This window comes from Oxalobacteraceae bacterium OTU3CINTB1 (genome assembly GCA_024123955.1).
In the GTDB taxonomy this organism is placed as follows: domain Bacteria; phylum Pseudomonadota; class Gammaproteobacteria; order Burkholderiales; family Burkholderiaceae_D; genus Rugamonas.
In genome coordinates, this window is sequence record CP099652.1 from 6,324,707 (window position 1) to 6,339,596 (window position 14,890).

At 64.2% G+C, this 14,890-nt stretch carries 15 protein-coding genes; 8 read left to right on the forward strand and 7 right to left on the reverse strand.

Annotated features, from left to right (window positions below; genetic code table 11):
- Nucleotides 1-83: 83 nt before the first annotated feature.
- Nucleotides 84-1,127, reverse strand: a complete 1,044-nt coding sequence (locus NHH73_27500) for a rod shape-determining protein (GenBank protein ID USX26264.1) — start codon at nucleotides 1,125-1,127, stop codon at nucleotides 84-86.
- 271 nt (nucleotides 1,128-1,398) lie between these two features.
- On the opposite strand from NHH73_27500, the gene gatC reads away from it, so the two are divergent.
- From gatC to gatB, 3 genes are all read left to right on the forward strand, one after another.
- Entirely contained in the window at nucleotides 1,399-1,701 is a 303-nt protein-coding gene (gene gatC / locus NHH73_27505; GenBank protein ID USX26265.1) for an Asp-tRNA(Asn)/Glu-tRNA(Gln) amidotransferase subunit GatC, read from the forward strand.
- A 76-nt stretch (nucleotides 1,702-1,777) separates the two neighbouring features.
- Nucleotides 1,778-3,262 carry an Asp-tRNA(Asn)/Glu-tRNA(Gln) amidotransferase subunit GatA gene (gene gatA, locus NHH73_27510; GenBank protein ID USX26266.1) on the forward strand — a complete coding sequence of 495 codons (1,485 nt, stop codon included), beginning with the start codon at nucleotides 1,778-1,780 and terminating at the stop codon, nucleotides 3,260-3,262.
- Between the two features lie 22 nt (nucleotides 3,263-3,284).
- Nucleotides 3,285-4,745: an Asp-tRNA(Asn)/Glu-tRNA(Gln) amidotransferase subunit GatB gene (gene gatB / locus NHH73_27515; GenBank protein USX26267.1), complete on the forward strand. Its 1,461-nt coding sequence runs from the start codon at nucleotides 3,285-3,287 to the stop codon at nucleotides 4,743-4,745.
- 314 nt (nucleotides 4,746-5,059) lie between these two features.
- Here the strand turns inward: gatB and NHH73_27520 are convergent, their stop codons facing one another.
- Complete coding sequence (locus NHH73_27520; protein ID USX26268.1) at nucleotides 5,060-5,998, reverse strand: alpha/beta hydrolase; 939 nt, start codon at nucleotides 5,996-5,998, stop codon at nucleotides 5,060-5,062.
- Nucleotides 5,999-6,129: 131 nt separating this feature from the next.
- On the opposite strand from NHH73_27520, the gene NHH73_27525 reads away from it, so the two are divergent.
- The 4 genes from NHH73_27525 (at nucleotide 6,130) to NHH73_27540 (ending at nucleotide 9,333) form a co-directional block, all read left to right on the forward strand.
- A complete protein-coding gene (locus tag NHH73_27525; GenBank protein USX26269.1) occupies nucleotides 6,130-6,741 on the forward strand; it encodes a CGNR zinc finger domain-containing protein in 612 nt (203 codons plus the stop codon).
- 83 nt (nucleotides 6,742-6,824) lie between these two features.
- Entirely contained in the window at nucleotides 6,825-7,043 is a 219-nt protein-coding gene (locus NHH73_27530) for a DUF433 domain-containing protein (GenBank protein ID USX26270.1), read from the forward strand.
- Between the two features lie 348 nt (nucleotides 7,044-7,391).
- On the forward strand, nucleotides 7,392-8,093 hold the full coding sequence (locus NHH73_27535) for a response regulator transcription factor (GenBank protein USX26271.1): 702 nt from the start codon (nucleotides 7,392-7,394) through the stop codon (nucleotides 8,091-8,093).
- Nucleotides 8,086-9,333 (forward strand): hypothetical protein, encoded by a 1,248-nt coding sequence (locus NHH73_27540; protein ID USX26272.1) that lies wholly within the window; start codon nucleotides 8,086-8,088, stop codon nucleotides 9,331-9,333. Before NHH73_27535 ends, NHH73_27540 begins: the two co-directional genes overlap by 8 nt.
- Nucleotides 9,334-9,371: 38 nt before the next feature.
- Here NHH73_27540 and NHH73_27545 read toward each other — a convergent pair whose 3' ends face one another.
- On the reverse strand, nucleotides 9,372-9,833 hold the full coding sequence (locus tag NHH73_27545; GenBank protein USX26273.1) for a hypothetical protein: 462 nt from the start codon (nucleotides 9,831-9,833) through the stop codon (nucleotides 9,372-9,374).
- A gap of 39 nt (nucleotides 9,834-9,872) precedes the next feature.
- On the reverse strand, nucleotides 9,873-10,871 hold the full coding sequence (locus tag NHH73_27550; protein ID USX26274.1) for a proline iminopeptidase-family hydrolase: 999 nt from the start codon (nucleotides 10,869-10,871) through the stop codon (nucleotides 9,873-9,875).
- Between the two features lie 213 nt (nucleotides 10,872-11,084).
- Here NHH73_27550 and NHH73_27555 point away from each other — a divergent pair, with 213 nt between their 5' ends.
- Nucleotides 11,085-12,764, forward strand: coding sequence for an alkaline phosphatase D family protein (locus NHH73_27555; GenBank protein ID USX26275.1), 1,680 nt, complete (start codon nucleotides 11,085-11,087; stop codon nucleotides 12,762-12,764).
- Between the two features lie 51 nt (nucleotides 12,765-12,815).
- Here the strand turns inward: NHH73_27555 and NHH73_27560 are convergent, their stop codons facing one another.
- From NHH73_27560 to NHH73_27570, 3 genes are read right to left on the reverse strand one after another with little or no spacing between them, the layout of a single operon-like run.
- Entirely contained in the window at nucleotides 12,816-13,499 is a 684-nt protein-coding gene (locus tag NHH73_27560) for a hypothetical protein (GenBank protein ID USX26276.1), read from the reverse strand.
- Between the two features lie 6 nt (nucleotides 13,500-13,505).
- On the reverse strand, nucleotides 13,506-14,255 hold the full coding sequence (locus NHH73_27565) for a MipA/OmpV family protein (protein ID USX26277.1): 750 nt from the start codon (nucleotides 14,253-14,255) through the stop codon (nucleotides 13,506-13,508).
- A 7-nt stretch (nucleotides 14,256-14,262) separates the two neighbouring features.
- Complete coding sequence (locus NHH73_27570) at nucleotides 14,263-14,850, reverse strand: porin family protein (protein ID USX26278.1); 588 nt, start codon at nucleotides 14,848-14,850, stop codon at nucleotides 14,263-14,265.
- Nucleotides 14,851-14,890: the final 40 nt, after the last annotated feature.

The window sequence follows — 14,890 nt, forward strand, 5'->3', positions numbered from 1 at the left end:
CCAATAATCCGGCGCTCCCGCGCCCACGAGACTGTCAACTCACCCAAAGCACCGGGGCCGCTGTTTCGCGGCCCCGTCTTGGATTATTCGTAGGAGAAGATCGAGCCCAGTTGGTCCATCCGTTCCAGCGCCATGCCCGAGCCACGGACCACGCAGGTCAGCGGGTCTTCGGCCACCAGCACCGGCAGGCCGGTTTCCTCCATCAGCAGGCGATCCAGATCGCGCAGCAGCGCGCCGCCGCCGGTCAGCATCATGCCTTTTTCGGCGATGTCGGCGCCCAGTTCGGGCGGCGTCTGTTCCAGCGCGTTCTTCACGGCCGAGACGATGTTATTGAGCGGATCGGTCAGCGCTTCCAAAATCTCGTTGGACGAAATCGTGAACGAACGCGGAATGCCCTCGGACAGGTTGCGGCCCTTGACTTCCATCTCCTTGACTTCCGACCCCGGGAAGGCCGAACCGATGGCCTTCTTGATCGCCTCGGCGGTTTGCTCGCCGATCAGCATGCCGTAGTTGCGGCGGATGTAGTTGACGATCGCCTCGTCGAACTTGTCGCCGCCGACGCGCACCGAACCTTTATAGACCATGCCGCCCAGCGAGATGATGCCCACCTCGGTGGTGCCGCCGCCGATGTCGACCACCATCGAGCCGGTGGCGTCCGACACCGGCAGGCCGGCGCCGATCGCGGCGGCCATCGGTTCTTCGATCAGGTACACCTGCGAGGCGCCGGCGCCGAGCGCCGATTCGCGGATCGCGCGGCGCTCGACCTGGGTCGAGCCGCACGGCACGCAGATGATGATGCGCGGGGAAGGACGGAAAAATTTGGAGTCGTGCACCATGCGGATGAACTGCTTGAGCATTTGCTCGGTGACGGTGAAGTCGGCGATCACGCCGTCTTTCATCGGGCGGATCGCCTCGATGTTGCCGGGGACTTTGCCCAGCATCTGCTTTGCTTCCTTACCAACTGCCTGTATCGTTTTCTTGCCGTTGGGGCCGCCTTCCTGGCGGATCGCGACGACCGATGGTTCATCCAGAACGATGCCCTGGCCGCGGACGTAAATCAAGGTGTTGGCCGTGCCCAAGTCGATGGCCAGATCGGTGGAAATATACCTGCGTAAAAAACCAAACATGTGTGTCCTGTGGCGCCGCTGCGTGCGCGTAAGCTGTAGAAAGATGTCCTGTGGTGAGCGGCGGCGGCAATGATTCAGCCCCGGCAACGCATCAACCCGCCATTCTACCTTATAATTTGAATGCGATTTGCCGAAAATCCACCCAAAAGTGTATCGGCTCAGCTTGCAAGTTAAGCGGCAATCGTCCGCTTTTGCCAGCGATTAGCCAGAACTTCAAGTTTTTTATCAATGTAACAATTAAACCCCGCGCGGCCCGTCCGCGCCATTCGCTATGTCCCTGACCCTATCCGACGTAACACGCATTGCCAAACTGGCCCAACTTGAGATGAGCGAGCAGCAGAGCGCCACCGCGCTCGAGCAGCTGAATGGCATTTTCGCGCTGGCCGAACAGATGCAAGCGGTCGACACCGACGGCGTCGCCCCGCTGAGCCACCCGCTGGCGGCGCACATGAACAACATCGCGCTGCGCCTGCGCGAGGACGCGGCCACCGAGGCCAATCGCCGCGAGGACTACCAGGCCGTCGCGCCGAAGACACAGGATGGCCTGTACCTGGTGCCGAAAGTGATCGAATAAGCAATCCGCGCAAGCGCGCACGGGGTTTTTTGCCCACACCTTCGCCTCGATCATCCCCGAATTGAATTGAAACGCCATGCACACCAAAACCCTTAAAGAGCTGTCCGCGCTCCTGCAAAGCAAAGCCGTCACCGCCACCGAGCTGGCCACGCACTTCCTCGACCGCATCGAGAAGAGCGATTTGAACGCCTTCCTGCACGTGGACCGCGCCTTGACCCTGGCGCAGGCCGCCGAGGCCGACGCCCGCATCGCCGCCGGCACCGCCACCCCACTGACCGGCGTACCGATCGCCCACAAGGACATCTTCGTCACGCGCGACTGGCGCTCGACCGCCGGCTCCAAAATGCTGGCCGACTACGTCAGCCCGTTCGACGCCACCGTCGTCGAGAAGTTCCGCAAAGCCGGCATGGTCACCCTGGGCAAATTGAACTGCGACGAATTCGCCATGGGCTCGGCCAACGAGAACTCGGCCTTCGGTCCGGTCAAGAACCCGTGGGACAAGAACGCCGTGCCGGGCGGCTCGTCGGGCGGCTCGGCCGCCGCCGTCGCCGCGCGCCTGGCGCCGGCCGTCACCGGCACCGACACCGGCGGCTCGATCCGCCAGCCGGCCGCCTTCTGCGGCATCACCGGCATCAAGCCGACCTATGGCCGCGTGTCGCGCTTCGGCATGATCGCCTTCGCCTCGTCGCTCGACCAGGGCGGCCCGATGGCGCAGACGGCCGAGGACTGCGCGCTGCTGCTCAACGCCATGGCCGGCTTCGACGAACGCGACTCGACCTCGCTGACGCCCGAACTGGGCGGCGTCGACGAGGACTTCACCCGTGAACTGGGCCAGCCGCTGACCGGCCTGCGCATCGGCGTGCCGAAGGAATACTTCGGCGAAGGCCTGGCGGCCGACGTCGAACAGGCCGTGCGCGCCGCGCTGGCGCAGTACGAGGCGCTGGGCGCGACCCTGGTCGACATTTCGCTGCCGAACACCGCGCTGTCGATCCCGGCCTACTACATGATCGCCCCGGCCGAGGCGTCGTCCAACCTGTCGCGCTTTGACGGCGTGCGCTACGGCCACCGCGCCGCGGAGTACAAGGACCTGTCGGACATGTACCGCAAGACGCGCGCCGAAGGCTTCGGCGCCGAAGTCAAACGCCGCATCATGGTCGGCACCTATGTGCTGTGCCACGGTTACTACGACGCCTACTATCTGAAGGCGCAAAAGATCCGCCGCCTCATCGCGCAGGACTTCGAAGCGGTGCTCAACGGCCCGAACGCCGTCTGCGACGTCATCATGGGACCGGTCGCGCCGACCGTCGCCTGGGACCTGGGCGACAAGTCCGACGACCCGGTGGCCGCCTACCTGGCCGACATCTTCACCCTGTCGACCAGCCTGGCCGGCCTGCCCGGCATGTCGATCCCGTGCGGCTTCGGCCAGGGCGAGAAAAACGCCAACCGCCCGGTGGGTCTGCAAATCATCGGCAAGCATTTCGGCGAAGCGAAGCTGCTCAACGTCGCCCACCAGTACCAGCTGGCGACCGACTGGCATACCCGCGCTCCGGCCGGCATCTAACATAGAACAGAGCGAGAATCATATGGAATGGGAAGTCGTCATCGGTCTTGAGAACCACGTGCAGCTCACGACCGAATCAAAAATCTTCAGCGGCTCGCCGATCAAGTTCGGCGCCGAGCCGAACACGCAAGCCAGTCCGGTGGACCTGGCGCTGCCCGGCGTGCTGCCGGTGATGAACAAGCAGGCGGTCGACCGCGCCATCCGCTTCGGCCTGGCCGTCGGCGCAAAAATCGCGCCGGCGTCGATCTTCGCCCGCAAAAACTACTTCTATCCGGACCTGCCGAAGGGCTACCAGATCAGCCAATTCGAAGACCCGGTGGTCATCGGCGGCTCGCTGACGTTCGGTTTCGAGAAGGATGGCGAATTCGTCACCAAGACCGTCAACCTGACGCGCGCGCACCTGGAAGAAGACGCCGGCAAATCGCTGCACGAAGACTACGCCGGCATGAGCGGCATCGACTTGAACCGCGCCGGCACGCCGCTGCTGGAAATCGTCTCCGAGCCGGAAATCCGCAGTGCGGCCGAAGCGGTGGCCTACGCCAAGGCCCTGCACTCGCTGGTGATGTGGCTCGGCGTCTGCGACGGCAACATGCAGGAAGGCTCGTTCCGCTGCGACGTCAACGTCTCGGTGCGCCCTAAAGGCCAGAAGGAATACGGCACCCGCTGCGAGATCAAGAACCTGAACTCGTTCCGCTTCATCGAGGAAGCCGTGCACGTCGAAGTGCGCCGCCAGATCGAATTGATCGAAGACGGCGGCAAGGTCGTGCAGGCGACTCGCCTGTACGATCCGGACCGCAAAGAGACGCGCGAAATGCGCAGCAAGGAAGACGCGCAGGACTACCGCTACTTCCCGGACCCGGACCTGCCGCCGCTGGTGATTTCGGACGAATGGATCTCGAGCGTTAAAGCTTCCATGCCGGAACTGCCGGCCGCCATGCGCGCGCGCTTCATCAGCGAATACGCGCTGCCGGAATACGACTCACTGGTGCTGACCGCGTCCAAGTCGATGGCGACCTACTTTGTCGCCGTGGTGGAAAAGGCCGGCAAGGAAAACGCCAAGGCCGCCGCCAACTGGCTGATGGGCGACGTCTCGTCGACCCTGAACCGCGAAGGCGTGGACCTGGACGACTCGCCGGTATCGGCCGCGCAGCTGGCGGCGATGTTGAAGCGCATCGCCGACGGCACCATCTCCAACAAGGCGGCGAAGGAAGTCTTCGCCGGCATGTGGGAAGCCAAATCGGCCGATGAAAACCTGGTCGACACCATCATCGAAGCCAAGGGTCTGAAGCAGATCTCGGACACCGGCGCGCTCGAAGCGATCGTCAACGACGTCATCGCCGCCAACGCCAAATCGGTCGAGCAGTACCGCGCAGGCAAGGAAGCGGCGCTCAATGCGCTGATCGGCCAGGCGATGAAAGCGTCGCGCGGCAAGGCCAACCCGGCGCAGCTGACCGAACTGCTGAAGGCCAAGCTGGCCGAATAAGTTTTTCGCCCGGCTGAAAGAAAAACGCCCCGCCAGCCAAAAGGCTCGCGGGGCGTTTTCTTCTTATCGTCAAGGCTTGACGTTACCAACCGTCGGGGTCAAGTCTGTCATTCGGACACAGTCACATCAGTAGTGTCTGTCGCCGCCGTCCGTAGCTGTTGCTCGCAACCGTCGCAATCAAAGCGATAGGCCACAACGCCGCCAAAGCCCAGACCGTGTCCGAATGCCAGACTTGACCCCGTCGAAGTTCAAAAGCCCAGACCGTGTCCGAATGTCAGACTTGACCCCGTCGAAGTTCATGACCCCGTCGAAGTTCACTCAGGCTTGACGTTACGGTTCAGGAATTCCAGCATTTGCGTGGCGATCTCCTGGCCGTGGGTCTCGATGGCGAAGTGGCCCGAGTCCAGGAAGCGCACTTCGGCTTTAGGATTGTCGCGTTTAAACGCTTCGGCGCCGGCCGGCAGGAAGAACGGATCGTTCTTGCCCCAGATCGCCAGCGTTGGCGGGCGGTGGCTGCGGAAAAATTCATGCAGCTGGCCGTACTGCTTGATGTTCTGGCCGTAGTCGAGCAGCAGGTCCATCTGTACCTCAACGCCGATGCGCTCTATCGCCGCGTGGGCCAACTGCCACGTCTCCGGCGCGATCAGCGACGCATCGCGCACGCCCTCGGTGTACTGCCACTTGGTCATATCCAGCGTATTAAAGCGGCGCAGCGCCTCGCGGTTGGCAGGGGTCGGATCGGCCCAAGCCTTGCGCATATCGGCCCAGCCGTCGCTCAAGCCCTCTTCGTAGCCATTGCCGTTCTGGCTGACGATCGCCGTGACTTTTTGCGGATTCTTCACCGCCAGGCGCCAGCCGACCGGCGCGCCATAATCGAACACATACATCGCGTAGCGCTCCGCCCCCTTTGCCACGGTGAAGGCGTCGATCACGGAGGCGAGGTTGTCGAAGGTGTAAGCGAACTGCTTGCCGGGAATGACGCTCGTCTGGCCGAAGCCCGGCAAATCCGGCGCGATCACGTGGTACTTGGCCGCCAGTTGCGGGATCAGATCGCGGAACATATACGAAGAGGCGCCAAAGCCATGCAGCAGCAACACAACGGGCGCCTTGGCCGGGCCGGCCTCGCGGTAGAAGACGTTGACGCCCTGAACTTCCATTGTACGGTAGTGGACCTGCGTGGCATTGTCGGCGGCGTTGGCGACAAGGGCGGTGGCCAGGCTGGCTGCGGCAAACAGCGATGGTTTGAGGTTCATGACGATTCCTTCGGCTAATAAACGTTGAGCGGCTTGAATAACCGCTATAATTGACTCAAGTTGGTTACTTAAGACGAAGTATCAGGAATTTTAAGTAACCTGTCAACTCCAATTTTAACGGTTAGTAAATCATGAAAGTAGAAAAGCATCTCGCTAGCGGGCAAACGGAAGCGCCGATGGTGGGCGACCATCTGGCGATGGATCTGCTGAACACAGAGGCCAGCGTGAACGGCGTCACGGTCGACTATTGGCACAGTGGCGAGGACATTCTGACGTGGCTGGCGCGTCACGGCATCGCAACGGGCGGCACGGAAAGCCCGCTGGACTTGGCCTCGCTGCTGACGCGAGGAAAAACGCTGCGCGCGTTGGTGAGGCGGCTGATCGGGGAACGCAAGGACGACAGGCTCGGCGACATCGCCGAACTGGACGCCTACCTGCACGCCCACATCAGCGCGCCCCACTTGGCGCGCGACAGCGAAGGCGGGTTGACCCTCACGCGCCTGGCGCGCGCGGATCCGGTCGCGTCGATGCTAGGCGCGGTGGCCGAGGCGGCGGCACAACTGCTGGTCGAAGGCGATTTCGACCTCGTCAAGCAATGCGAGCACCCCGAATGCATCCTGTGGTTTTACGACCGCACCAAGGCGCACAAACGGCGCTGGTGCAGCATGGCCCTGTGCGGCAACCGCTACAAGGCGGCCCAGTTCCGGAAGAAAGCGGGTCGAGGGGCGGATAACGTCGAATGATTAGGTTGGACGATCCCGCACTTGACCCCGTCGAAGTGCCGGTGCCACCCGCATGTGATACGCTTTACTAGACGGAGGCGATCATGAAAATCCACCACATCCACATTGACCCTGAAATTATGAGCGGCGCCCCCTGCTTCCAGGGGACGCGTGTATTGGTCAAGAATCTCTTCGACTATCTGGAAGGCGAAGCCTCCCTGGACGATTTCTTATCAGATTTCCCCAGTGTGTCGCGCGAGGCTGCGCTCTCCGTGCTTCAGGCGGCAAAAAATCGCTTGCTGACGGATGCGACTTCTACTTGACGAATCTGTACCCGCTGCTCTGCGACATCACTTGACTGGCCACTCAGTCAAGACCGTCAAAGAAAAGGGCTGGGTCGGAATGAAGAACGGCGCGCTGCTATCTCATGCCGCCGCAGAATTCGACGCGCTCATTACAGTCGATAAGAATCTTCCATACCAACAAAACTTAAAAAAACTGCCATTGGCCGTTGTCGTCCTTGACGCACACTCGAATGCGCTCACGGCGCTCCTGCCACTGATGGCGAACCTCATGTCCAAACTATCCACACTCACGCCATGCACCATTGTCAGAGTTACTGCCTGATGACCTCCGGTATTCTTCGCAGTAATGAAAAACGACACACGACAATGAACCACAACTCCCTGACTATCCTGGTGGTGGAAGACCACCCGACGATCGCGCGCCAGGTCGTGGACTTCCTCGACGGCCTCAAGTGGCAAACCGACCATGCCGCCACCGGCGCGCTCGCCATCGAACTGGCGACGCGCGAAACGTACGACGTCGTCCTGCTCGACCTCAACCTGCCGGACATCGATGGCCTCGACGTCTGCCGCGCGATCAAGGCGCGCGCGCCGCGCAACGTCCCGGTACTGATGCTCACCGCCCGCGACGCGTTCGAAGACAAGGCGCGCGGCTTCAATGGCGGCGCCGACGATTACCTGACCAAACCGTTCGACCTGCGCGAACTGGCCCTGCGTTGCGAGGCGATGGCGCGGCGCGCGCAACTGCATGTCGGCCAGGAAGTGCGCGTCGGCCCGCTGACGCTGCTTCCCAGGGAAAAGCGCGCACTCCACAACGACGCCCAGCTTCCGCTGACACACGCCGGTTTCAAGATTCTATCGGCGCTGTGCGCCGCGCACCCGCATGCCGTGTCCCGGTCGGCGCTGACGCACGCGCTGTGGGGTGCGAACCCACCGGACAGCGACGCCCTCAAATCGCACATCTACGCGCTGCGCAAGCAGCTGGAACTGGCCGGCGCGCCGGACATGGTCGTCACCATCCCGCAGCTCGGCTATCGGCTCAAGGTCGATGCGGCGGACCATGTTTAGGTCGATCCGCCACGGCCTGTTCGCGGCGCTGGCCGGCTTCACGGTGCTGCTGTGCGTCGGCTATACCGGCTTGGCGCTGATCATCTCTTACGTGACCGAGGACATGCTGGTCGACCGCCTGCTGGAGCGGGAAGCGACCGCCGTGACCGCGCAATTCCGCTCGGGCGGCGACATACAATCGACCGGCAACGACCTCATTCACGTCTACCGGGACGCCGGCGCGCTGCCGCCCGTCGTGCGCGCGCAGGTGACCGCCGGCCGCGAGCACGGCGAGATATTTACCGACACCGGCCAGCACTATAACCTGCGCACGCTCGACCTGCATGCGGCGAACGGCCGGCGGCGGCTCTATCTGCTGGCCGACGCCGGCCCGCTGCTGGTGGTGTCCAAACTGTTCCAGGATGTTGGCGGCGTGCTGGTCGCGGTCGCGCTGGGGCTGATCGCCTTGGCGCTGCTGCTCGCCTACATGCTGTCGCGGCGCCTGGTGCTGCCGCTGCAGGTATTGGCGGACGAAGTAAAAAGCCTGGCGCCGGAGGGCTCGACCGACTTCAGCGCCCGGCAACGCCCCGATGAAATCGGCTACCTGGCGGATAAGCTCGGCACCACGATCGAAGCGTTGCACGCGGCGCTGCACCGCGAGCAGGCCTTCACGCGCGACGTCGGCCATGAGTTACGCACCCCGCTGACCGTCATGAACAACGTCCTTGGCCAGGCTGCGTCACGCCCGCTGCAGGCGCATGAGCTATCGCAGCTGCGGGCCGGCCTCGGCGAGCTCGGAGACACCGTCGACGTCCTGTTCGCCCTGGCGCGCGCGGAACACATCCCGAACGACATGGTCGACCTGCGCGGCTGTATAGAGGACAGCCTGCTGCGCCTGCTGGAGATGGAGACGGCCGACTGGAGCGACGACCGCCTGGCGCTGCAATTGCCGGACCGCCTGGAGGTCACGGGAAACCGCCATCTGTCCATGCTGCTGCTGAACAACTGCCTGGGCAACGCGCTGTTTCATGGCCGCGCCGCCTCGCGACTGCGGTTGTCGTTCGCCGACGGCGTGCTCAGCCTCGCAAACACGATCGATCCGGACCGGGCCGGCACGATGCAGGGCTTTCTGCACGGCCAGCATCTTTTGCGGCGCATCGCCAAGGCCATGGGCTGGGAAATCGCCTTCCACGCCGAAGCGGCGGCGTACCGGGTCGACATCGTACCCCTCGTGCCACTCGTACCGCTGCCCCCGCGCTGAAACCGGCCGGACTTCACCGGGATTTCACCGCCGGTTTTCTATGCTGCGTACTCCTCAACTTCTTCCGGATACGCACCATGAAAATCCTTATCGGTCTGCTGGTCCTGGCCTGCGCTTCGCAGGCCGCTGTCGCGCAAGTGAAATCGCTTCCCTACAAGGAGGAAAAGCGCCGCTACCTGGTCTACACGCCGCCGTCCTATGACACCGCGCAGCGCAAGGCCTTTCCGGTGGTGTTCAGCTTCCACGGCGGCGGCATGACCATGGCAGAACAAATGCTGTACACGCAAATGAACCGCGCCGCCGACCGCCACCAGTTCATCGTCGTCTACCCGGCGGGGATTAAGCAGGACTGGAACGTCGGTTTCGGCATGTCCTATCGCGACGGCACCGACGACATCGGCTTTACCGAAGCGCTGCTCAACAAGCTGAAACAGGACTCGGGTCGACGTCGGCCTGCCGATCGGGAAAACCAGCCGCGACATCGAGGCCAACGACGTCATCTGGCGCTTCCTCGCACGGCATCGCCGCTAACCCGCCGGCTAGAGCCCGCCGAGGAACGCGAGCAGCCGCTCGAAATAGAACGCCTGGTCGTCCCACATGCACAAATGGCTGCCGTTGGCGCAGATGACCGCCTTGGCGTCGCCCATCGCCGACGCCATCTTCGGCATGTCACGCGGGTCCATCTCGTCGTAGGTGGCGCCGATGACCAGCGCTTTGACCTTGATCTCGCCGAGCCGATCCCAACGCTCCCAGTCCTTCAGGTTTCCGGTCATGACGAATTCGCTGCGCCCCTGCATCTGGTGATAGATCTTCAGGTTGGCGTGCGCGAACGTGCGGTTGACTGCGTCCGGCCACGGCGCCAGGCGGCAGATGAATTTGGGGTAGAGTTCCTCCATCAGGATTTGCTCGTAGTCGGGCGAGTCGTAGGCCTCGGCCGCCTCCAGCGCATCAAGCCGCGCCAGCGCCGCCGGCGGCAGCTGCCGTTTGAGCACGGCGAGATGGCGCTTCAGCGCCTGCATCCCGGCCGTCATGTTCGAGATGACAAGGCCGCGCAAACGGGCTTGATGGCGCAGCGCGTAGTCGATCGCCAGCAGCCCGCCCCACGAGTGGCCGAACAACACGAACGATTCCAGGCCGAGGCCGGCGCGCACTTCCTCCACCTCGTCCAGGTAGCGCGGCAGGGTCCACAGCGCGGGGTCGTCGGGACGGTCCGAGTTGCCGCAGCCGAGCTGATCGTAATAATACATCTCGATGCCCGCCTGCGGCAGGAACGACTCCATCGCCTCGAGGTACTCGTGCGAAAAGCCGGGCCCGCCGTGCAGCAGCAACACCTTGACCGGACCGCTACCGATCTTTTTCGTCCAGACCTTGTACTTGCCGCCCATGACGGGGACCATGCGCACACCGGCTGTCCTGACGCCCGGCGGGTTCAGGCCGTCGGCCTTGGTGATGGTGGGTGGCGGCGGCGGGCGGGACGTGGCGCCGGCCGCCGGGGAGGCCAGGGCGATGCCAGTAGCGATAAAGTGTCGACGATCCATTGCATTCCAGGTGGGTTGGGATGACGGCATTTTGCGCAATGCCGGCCGCAACCGGAATAGCCGCGCCGCGTAAGACACTGTTTCTCGCCGCGCGGCAATGGCTGCGCGACACGCCCTGGGCGCACCGTCCGCGACGCGATGCCCCCATGTCATCAGCCCGTAACACGGACTGCCTAAGCTACGCGTTCTTTCACTTTCGGCAATAGCCCAGTCATGACACAAACGAATTCGCGTCGCAAGTTCATCCGCAACTTCTCGGTCGGCACCGCCGCCATTTCGCTCAGCGCCTGCGGTGGCGGCGACCCGTACTACCAGCCGATCAGCTTTGCGCACGGCGTGGCCAGCGGCGACCCGCTGAGCGACCGCGTCATCCTGTGGACCCGCGTCACGGCCACGCCCGGCGCCGACGACATGGACGTCGGCTGGATGGTGGCCGAAGACAGCGCCTTCGCCAAAGTCGTCGCCTCCGGCACGGCCCGCGCCGGCGCCGCCGGCGACTACACCGTCAAGGTCGACGCCAACGGCCTGTCGGCCAACCGTGCCTACTACTACCGCTTCCGCTGCCAGGGCGTGGACTCGCCGGTCGGGCGCACCAAGACCTTGCCGACCGGCTCCGTGTCGCGCGCCCGCTTCGCCGTCTTCAGCTGCTCGAACTACCCGGCCGGCTACTTCAACGTCTACGGCGACGCGGCCAAGTTCGACGACATCGACGTCGGCCTGCACCTGGGCGACTACATCTACGAATACGCGGCCGGCGGCTACGCCTCGCAGAACGCCGCCACCCTGAACCGCGTGTCGCAGCCGGCCACCGAGATCATCACCCTGACGGACTACCGTCGCCGCTACCAGCAATACCGCACCGACCCGGACCTGCAGGCGGTGCACGCGCGCATCCCGTTCATCGCCGTCTGGGACGACCACGAGCTGTCGAACGACACCTGGCGCGACGGCGCGGAAAACCACGACCCGCTCACCGAGGGCCTGTGGTCGGCGCGGCGCAAGATGGCGATCCAGGCGTACCACGAATGGATGCCGATCCGCGTGCCCGACGCCGCGCGGCCCGACCGCATCTACCGCTCCTTCGACTTCGGCAACCTGCTGTCGCTGCACATGCTCGACACGCGCGTGATCGGCCGCGACAAGCAATTGGCGTTCGCCAGCTACGTCGGCGCCGACAAGAGCTTCAACGGCGCCGCCTTCGCGGCCGACGTGTCCAACCCGGCGCGCCAGCTGATGGGCGCCGAGCAGACCACGTGGCTGCAAGGCCAGATGAGCAAGTCGACCGCCACCTGGCAGATCCTCGGCCAGCAGGTGCTGATGGCGCGCATGATGCTGCCGGCGCCGATGGTGCTGGGCACGGTCGGCTACCCGACCTACCTCGGCATCGCCGCCAAGGTGCGCGCCGGCGTGGCCCTGACCGAGACCGAAAAGCAGCAGCTGGCCGCGCCGACGGTGCCGTACAACCTCGACGCCTGGGACGGCTATGCGGCCGCGCGCGAGACAGTGCTCAACATGTCGCGCACGCTCAACAAGAACCTGGTGGTGCTGGCCGGCGACACCCACAACGCCTGGGCCAGCGACCTGGCCGATGTCAATGGCCAGGCGGTCGGCGTCGAATTCGGCGTGCCGTCGGTGACCTCGCCCGGCTTCGAGAGCTATTTCCCGGGCGCCGCGCCGGCCACGGTGGCCGGCGGCATGGAACAGCTGATCGGACCACTGCAATATGCGGAAACGTCGTTGCGCGGCTTCGTGGTGCTGACGGTGACGCCGACCGAAACGCGCGCCGAGTACCGCTATGTCGACACCATCCAGTCGAAGACCTACAGCGCGTCGGTCGGCAAGACCTTGCGCATGCTGCCGGGCGCGGCGAACCGCAAGCTCGTGGCGGGCTGACAATGACAAAGCCGCGCGCTGCGCGGCTTTTTTTTCGGGCCGCGCGGCGCCCTATTCCAGCACGGCGCTGATCGCCAGCGGCGTGCTGCTGGTGAGCACCTGGACGCCGCCGGGATGGGCGGTAAAACGATAAACGAAGTTGCGGAAGCCGGCCAGCGCGTCGCCGGCAAAAGCCGGACCGTCCCTGCCGGCCAACAGCACCGGGGCCGTGCCCTCACCTTTGACCACCCGCAGTTGCGGCGCCTCGCCCGCCGCGTAGGAGAACTGCACGCCGGCGCAGTTCTTGCCGCCGGCCGCGCCGACGTAGCGCAAATAGGCCGCCATCTGTTCGCACGCGGTCGCCAGGTCGGCGACCGCGTACACGCCATCGGCGCGCGTCACCAGCGACACCCAAGGACCGGAAAAAAACTGCCGCGCCGGACGGTTCAATACCAGCTCCGCGTTCTCGTCGTAGGCCGCCTTGGAAAACGGAAAAACCGCCCGCCCCAACGCGTCCAGCGGCAAATCGACGCGCGTCGTCTTGCCGACCAGCGTCAGGCGCAGTCCCTCACCCTGTGCGCCCGCCTCGCGCTGGCGAAGGCGAAAGTGATTCTGCAAAAACTGCTTCGGCTTGCCGTACTTTTCAAACCAGATCATCTGCCGGTAGACGTCCCGGTAGCTGATCCAGTCCGACGTCTGCTGCGCCCAACAAAGCGTGGGCGCGACGACAAGCCAGAGCAGGAAGAATTTGACCATGACGTTCTAGAACCGGTATGCCAGCCCGCTGGACCACGTCACGACATTGCGCCGCCCGACGATCGGACTGGCGGCCGGTTCATTGCCCAGACGCTGGGCCGACACGGCGGTGTTGATCAACCAACGGCTGCTCAACTCCCAGTTCCAGTTGGCGCCCGCGTTCACCGCCATCACGCCGCCGGACGGGCGGTAGGCGCCGAACACCTCGTAGCGCTCCCGCATGACGGCCCCGCTGCCCAGCGTGGCGCCGGCGGAAAACGTGATGGTGTGGTGCGGCGCCACCGATGCCAGCGTCTTTTGCAGCCCCACGCTGCCAGCTAAGCCACCGGCGCTGGTATCGTAGGCTGCGCTGGTCAGCAGGCGCACCCGCCAGCCCAGATAGTAGTTATAGAATCCGCCGGCGTCCCACGAACCCTTGATGGAATGCGTATTGGCCAGCCGGCGGTTGTCGCCCGGTTCGCGGCCGTTGCTATCCAATAGCAGTGGGCCGTACTCCACCCCCGGCGTGTGCGACAGATGCATGCCAACCACGCCGCTGGCGGAAACGAAGATACCGTTGCTCCACTGGACCTGAAGCAGCGGCCGCAGCGCGGTCGACGGCTCGTGGTCGTCGACCGACGACAGGCGGGAGGCGATCGCCAGCCCCACGTACATATCGGTGCTCCCGTCCGGCATCATGCCAACGGCGCCATCGTCGGCCAGCGCCGGCAGCGCGGCCAGGGAAAGTAACGCGAATATCGGGGACAGCTGGTTCATGTTTTCCTTAAAAGCCGAAGCGCGCGCCGAGCGATAACTTGTTCATCTTCGCCGTCAACCCTTCGTATTTGATCTTGCTCGTGTGTTCGAACTCCAGTTGCAGCGACACGTCGCCGGCCACCCTCCAAGCGGCGCCGACGCCCAGGTACGCGCCATTCTTGTGCGCAGTGCGGGCCTCGCTGGTGCCGCCGCCGGTCAGATCGACCTTGAGCCGCCCCTGCGCCACGCCGGACTTGCCGTACAGCGACCAGTCGTCGCCAAGCCGCCAGGTGCTCCGCAAGGCCAGATAGGCCATTTGGGTGCTGACCTCCATCCGCCCGCCGGCCAGCTCATAATCGGTCGAGCCGCCGAAGCCCTGATAGCCGGTCTCCAGCGCCCAAACGGGCGTCAACACGTAGCCGGCGAACACGCCGACGCGCCGCTGATGCGTAGCGGCGTCGTGCCGGGTCGTCACGCCCCCATTGCGCTCGTTGACGTAGCCGTCGATGCGCGAGCCGATGTTGGCGCCCAAATACAGGTCCTCGGCCTGCGCGGAAGGCGCGAGGGCGGGGGCGAGGACGAGGGTGATGGCGGCACTTGCAAGGATTTTTTTCATGATGGTTTCCGGGTTGAGGTAAGAGCCTCGAATATTAAAA

Bases quoted from the DNA above. Each gene is read 5' to 3' on its own strand.
- NHH73_27500 (USX26264.1), bottom strand. From the start codon at position 1,127: ATGTTTGGTTTTTTACGCAGGTATATTTCCACCGATCTGGCCATCGAC.
- gatC (USX26265.1), top strand. From the start codon at position 1,399: ATGTCCCTGACCCTATCCGACGTAACACGCATTGCCAAACTGGCCCAA.
- gatA (USX26266.1), top strand. From the start codon at position 1,778: ATGCACACCAAAACCCTTAAAGAGCTGTCCGCGCTCCTGCAAAGCAAA.
- gatB (USX26267.1), top strand. From the start codon at position 3,285: ATGGAATGGGAAGTCGTCATCGGTCTTGAGAACCACGTGCAGCTCACG.
- NHH73_27520 (USX26268.1), bottom strand. From the start codon at position 5,998: ATGAACCTCAAACCATCGCTGTTTGCCGCAGCCAGCCTGGCCACCGCC.
- NHH73_27525 (USX26269.1), top strand. From the start codon at position 6,130: ATGAAAGTAGAAAAGCATCTCGCTAGCGGGCAAACGGAAGCGCCGATG.
- NHH73_27530 (USX26270.1), top strand. From the start codon at position 6,825: ATGAAAATCCACCACATCCACATTGACCCTGAAATTATGAGCGGCGCC.
- NHH73_27535 (USX26271.1), top strand. From the start codon at position 7,392: ATGAACCACAACTCCCTGACTATCCTGGTGGTGGAAGACCACCCGACG.
- NHH73_27540 (USX26272.1), top strand. From the start codon at position 8,086: ATGTTTAGGTCGATCCGCCACGGCCTGTTCGCGGCGCTGGCCGGCTTC.
- NHH73_27545 (USX26273.1), bottom strand. From the start codon at position 9,833: ATGACGTCGTTGGCCTCGATGTCGCGGCTGGTTTTCCCGATCGGCAGG.
- NHH73_27550 (USX26274.1), bottom strand. From the start codon at position 10,871: ATGGATCGTCGACACTTTATCGCTACTGGCATCGCCCTGGCCTCCCCG.
- NHH73_27555 (USX26275.1), top strand. From the start codon at position 11,085: ATGACACAAACGAATTCGCGTCGCAAGTTCATCCGCAACTTCTCGGTC.
- NHH73_27560 (USX26276.1), bottom strand. From the start codon at position 13,499: ATGGTCAAATTCTTCCTGCTCTGGCTTGTCGTCGCGCCCACGCTTTGT.
- NHH73_27565 (USX26277.1), bottom strand. From the start codon at position 14,255: ATGAACCAGCTGTCCCCGATATTCGCGTTACTTTCCCTGGCCGCGCTG.
- NHH73_27570 (USX26278.1), bottom strand. From the start codon at position 14,850: ATGAAAAAAATCCTTGCAAGTGCCGCCATCACCCTCGTCCTCGCCCCC.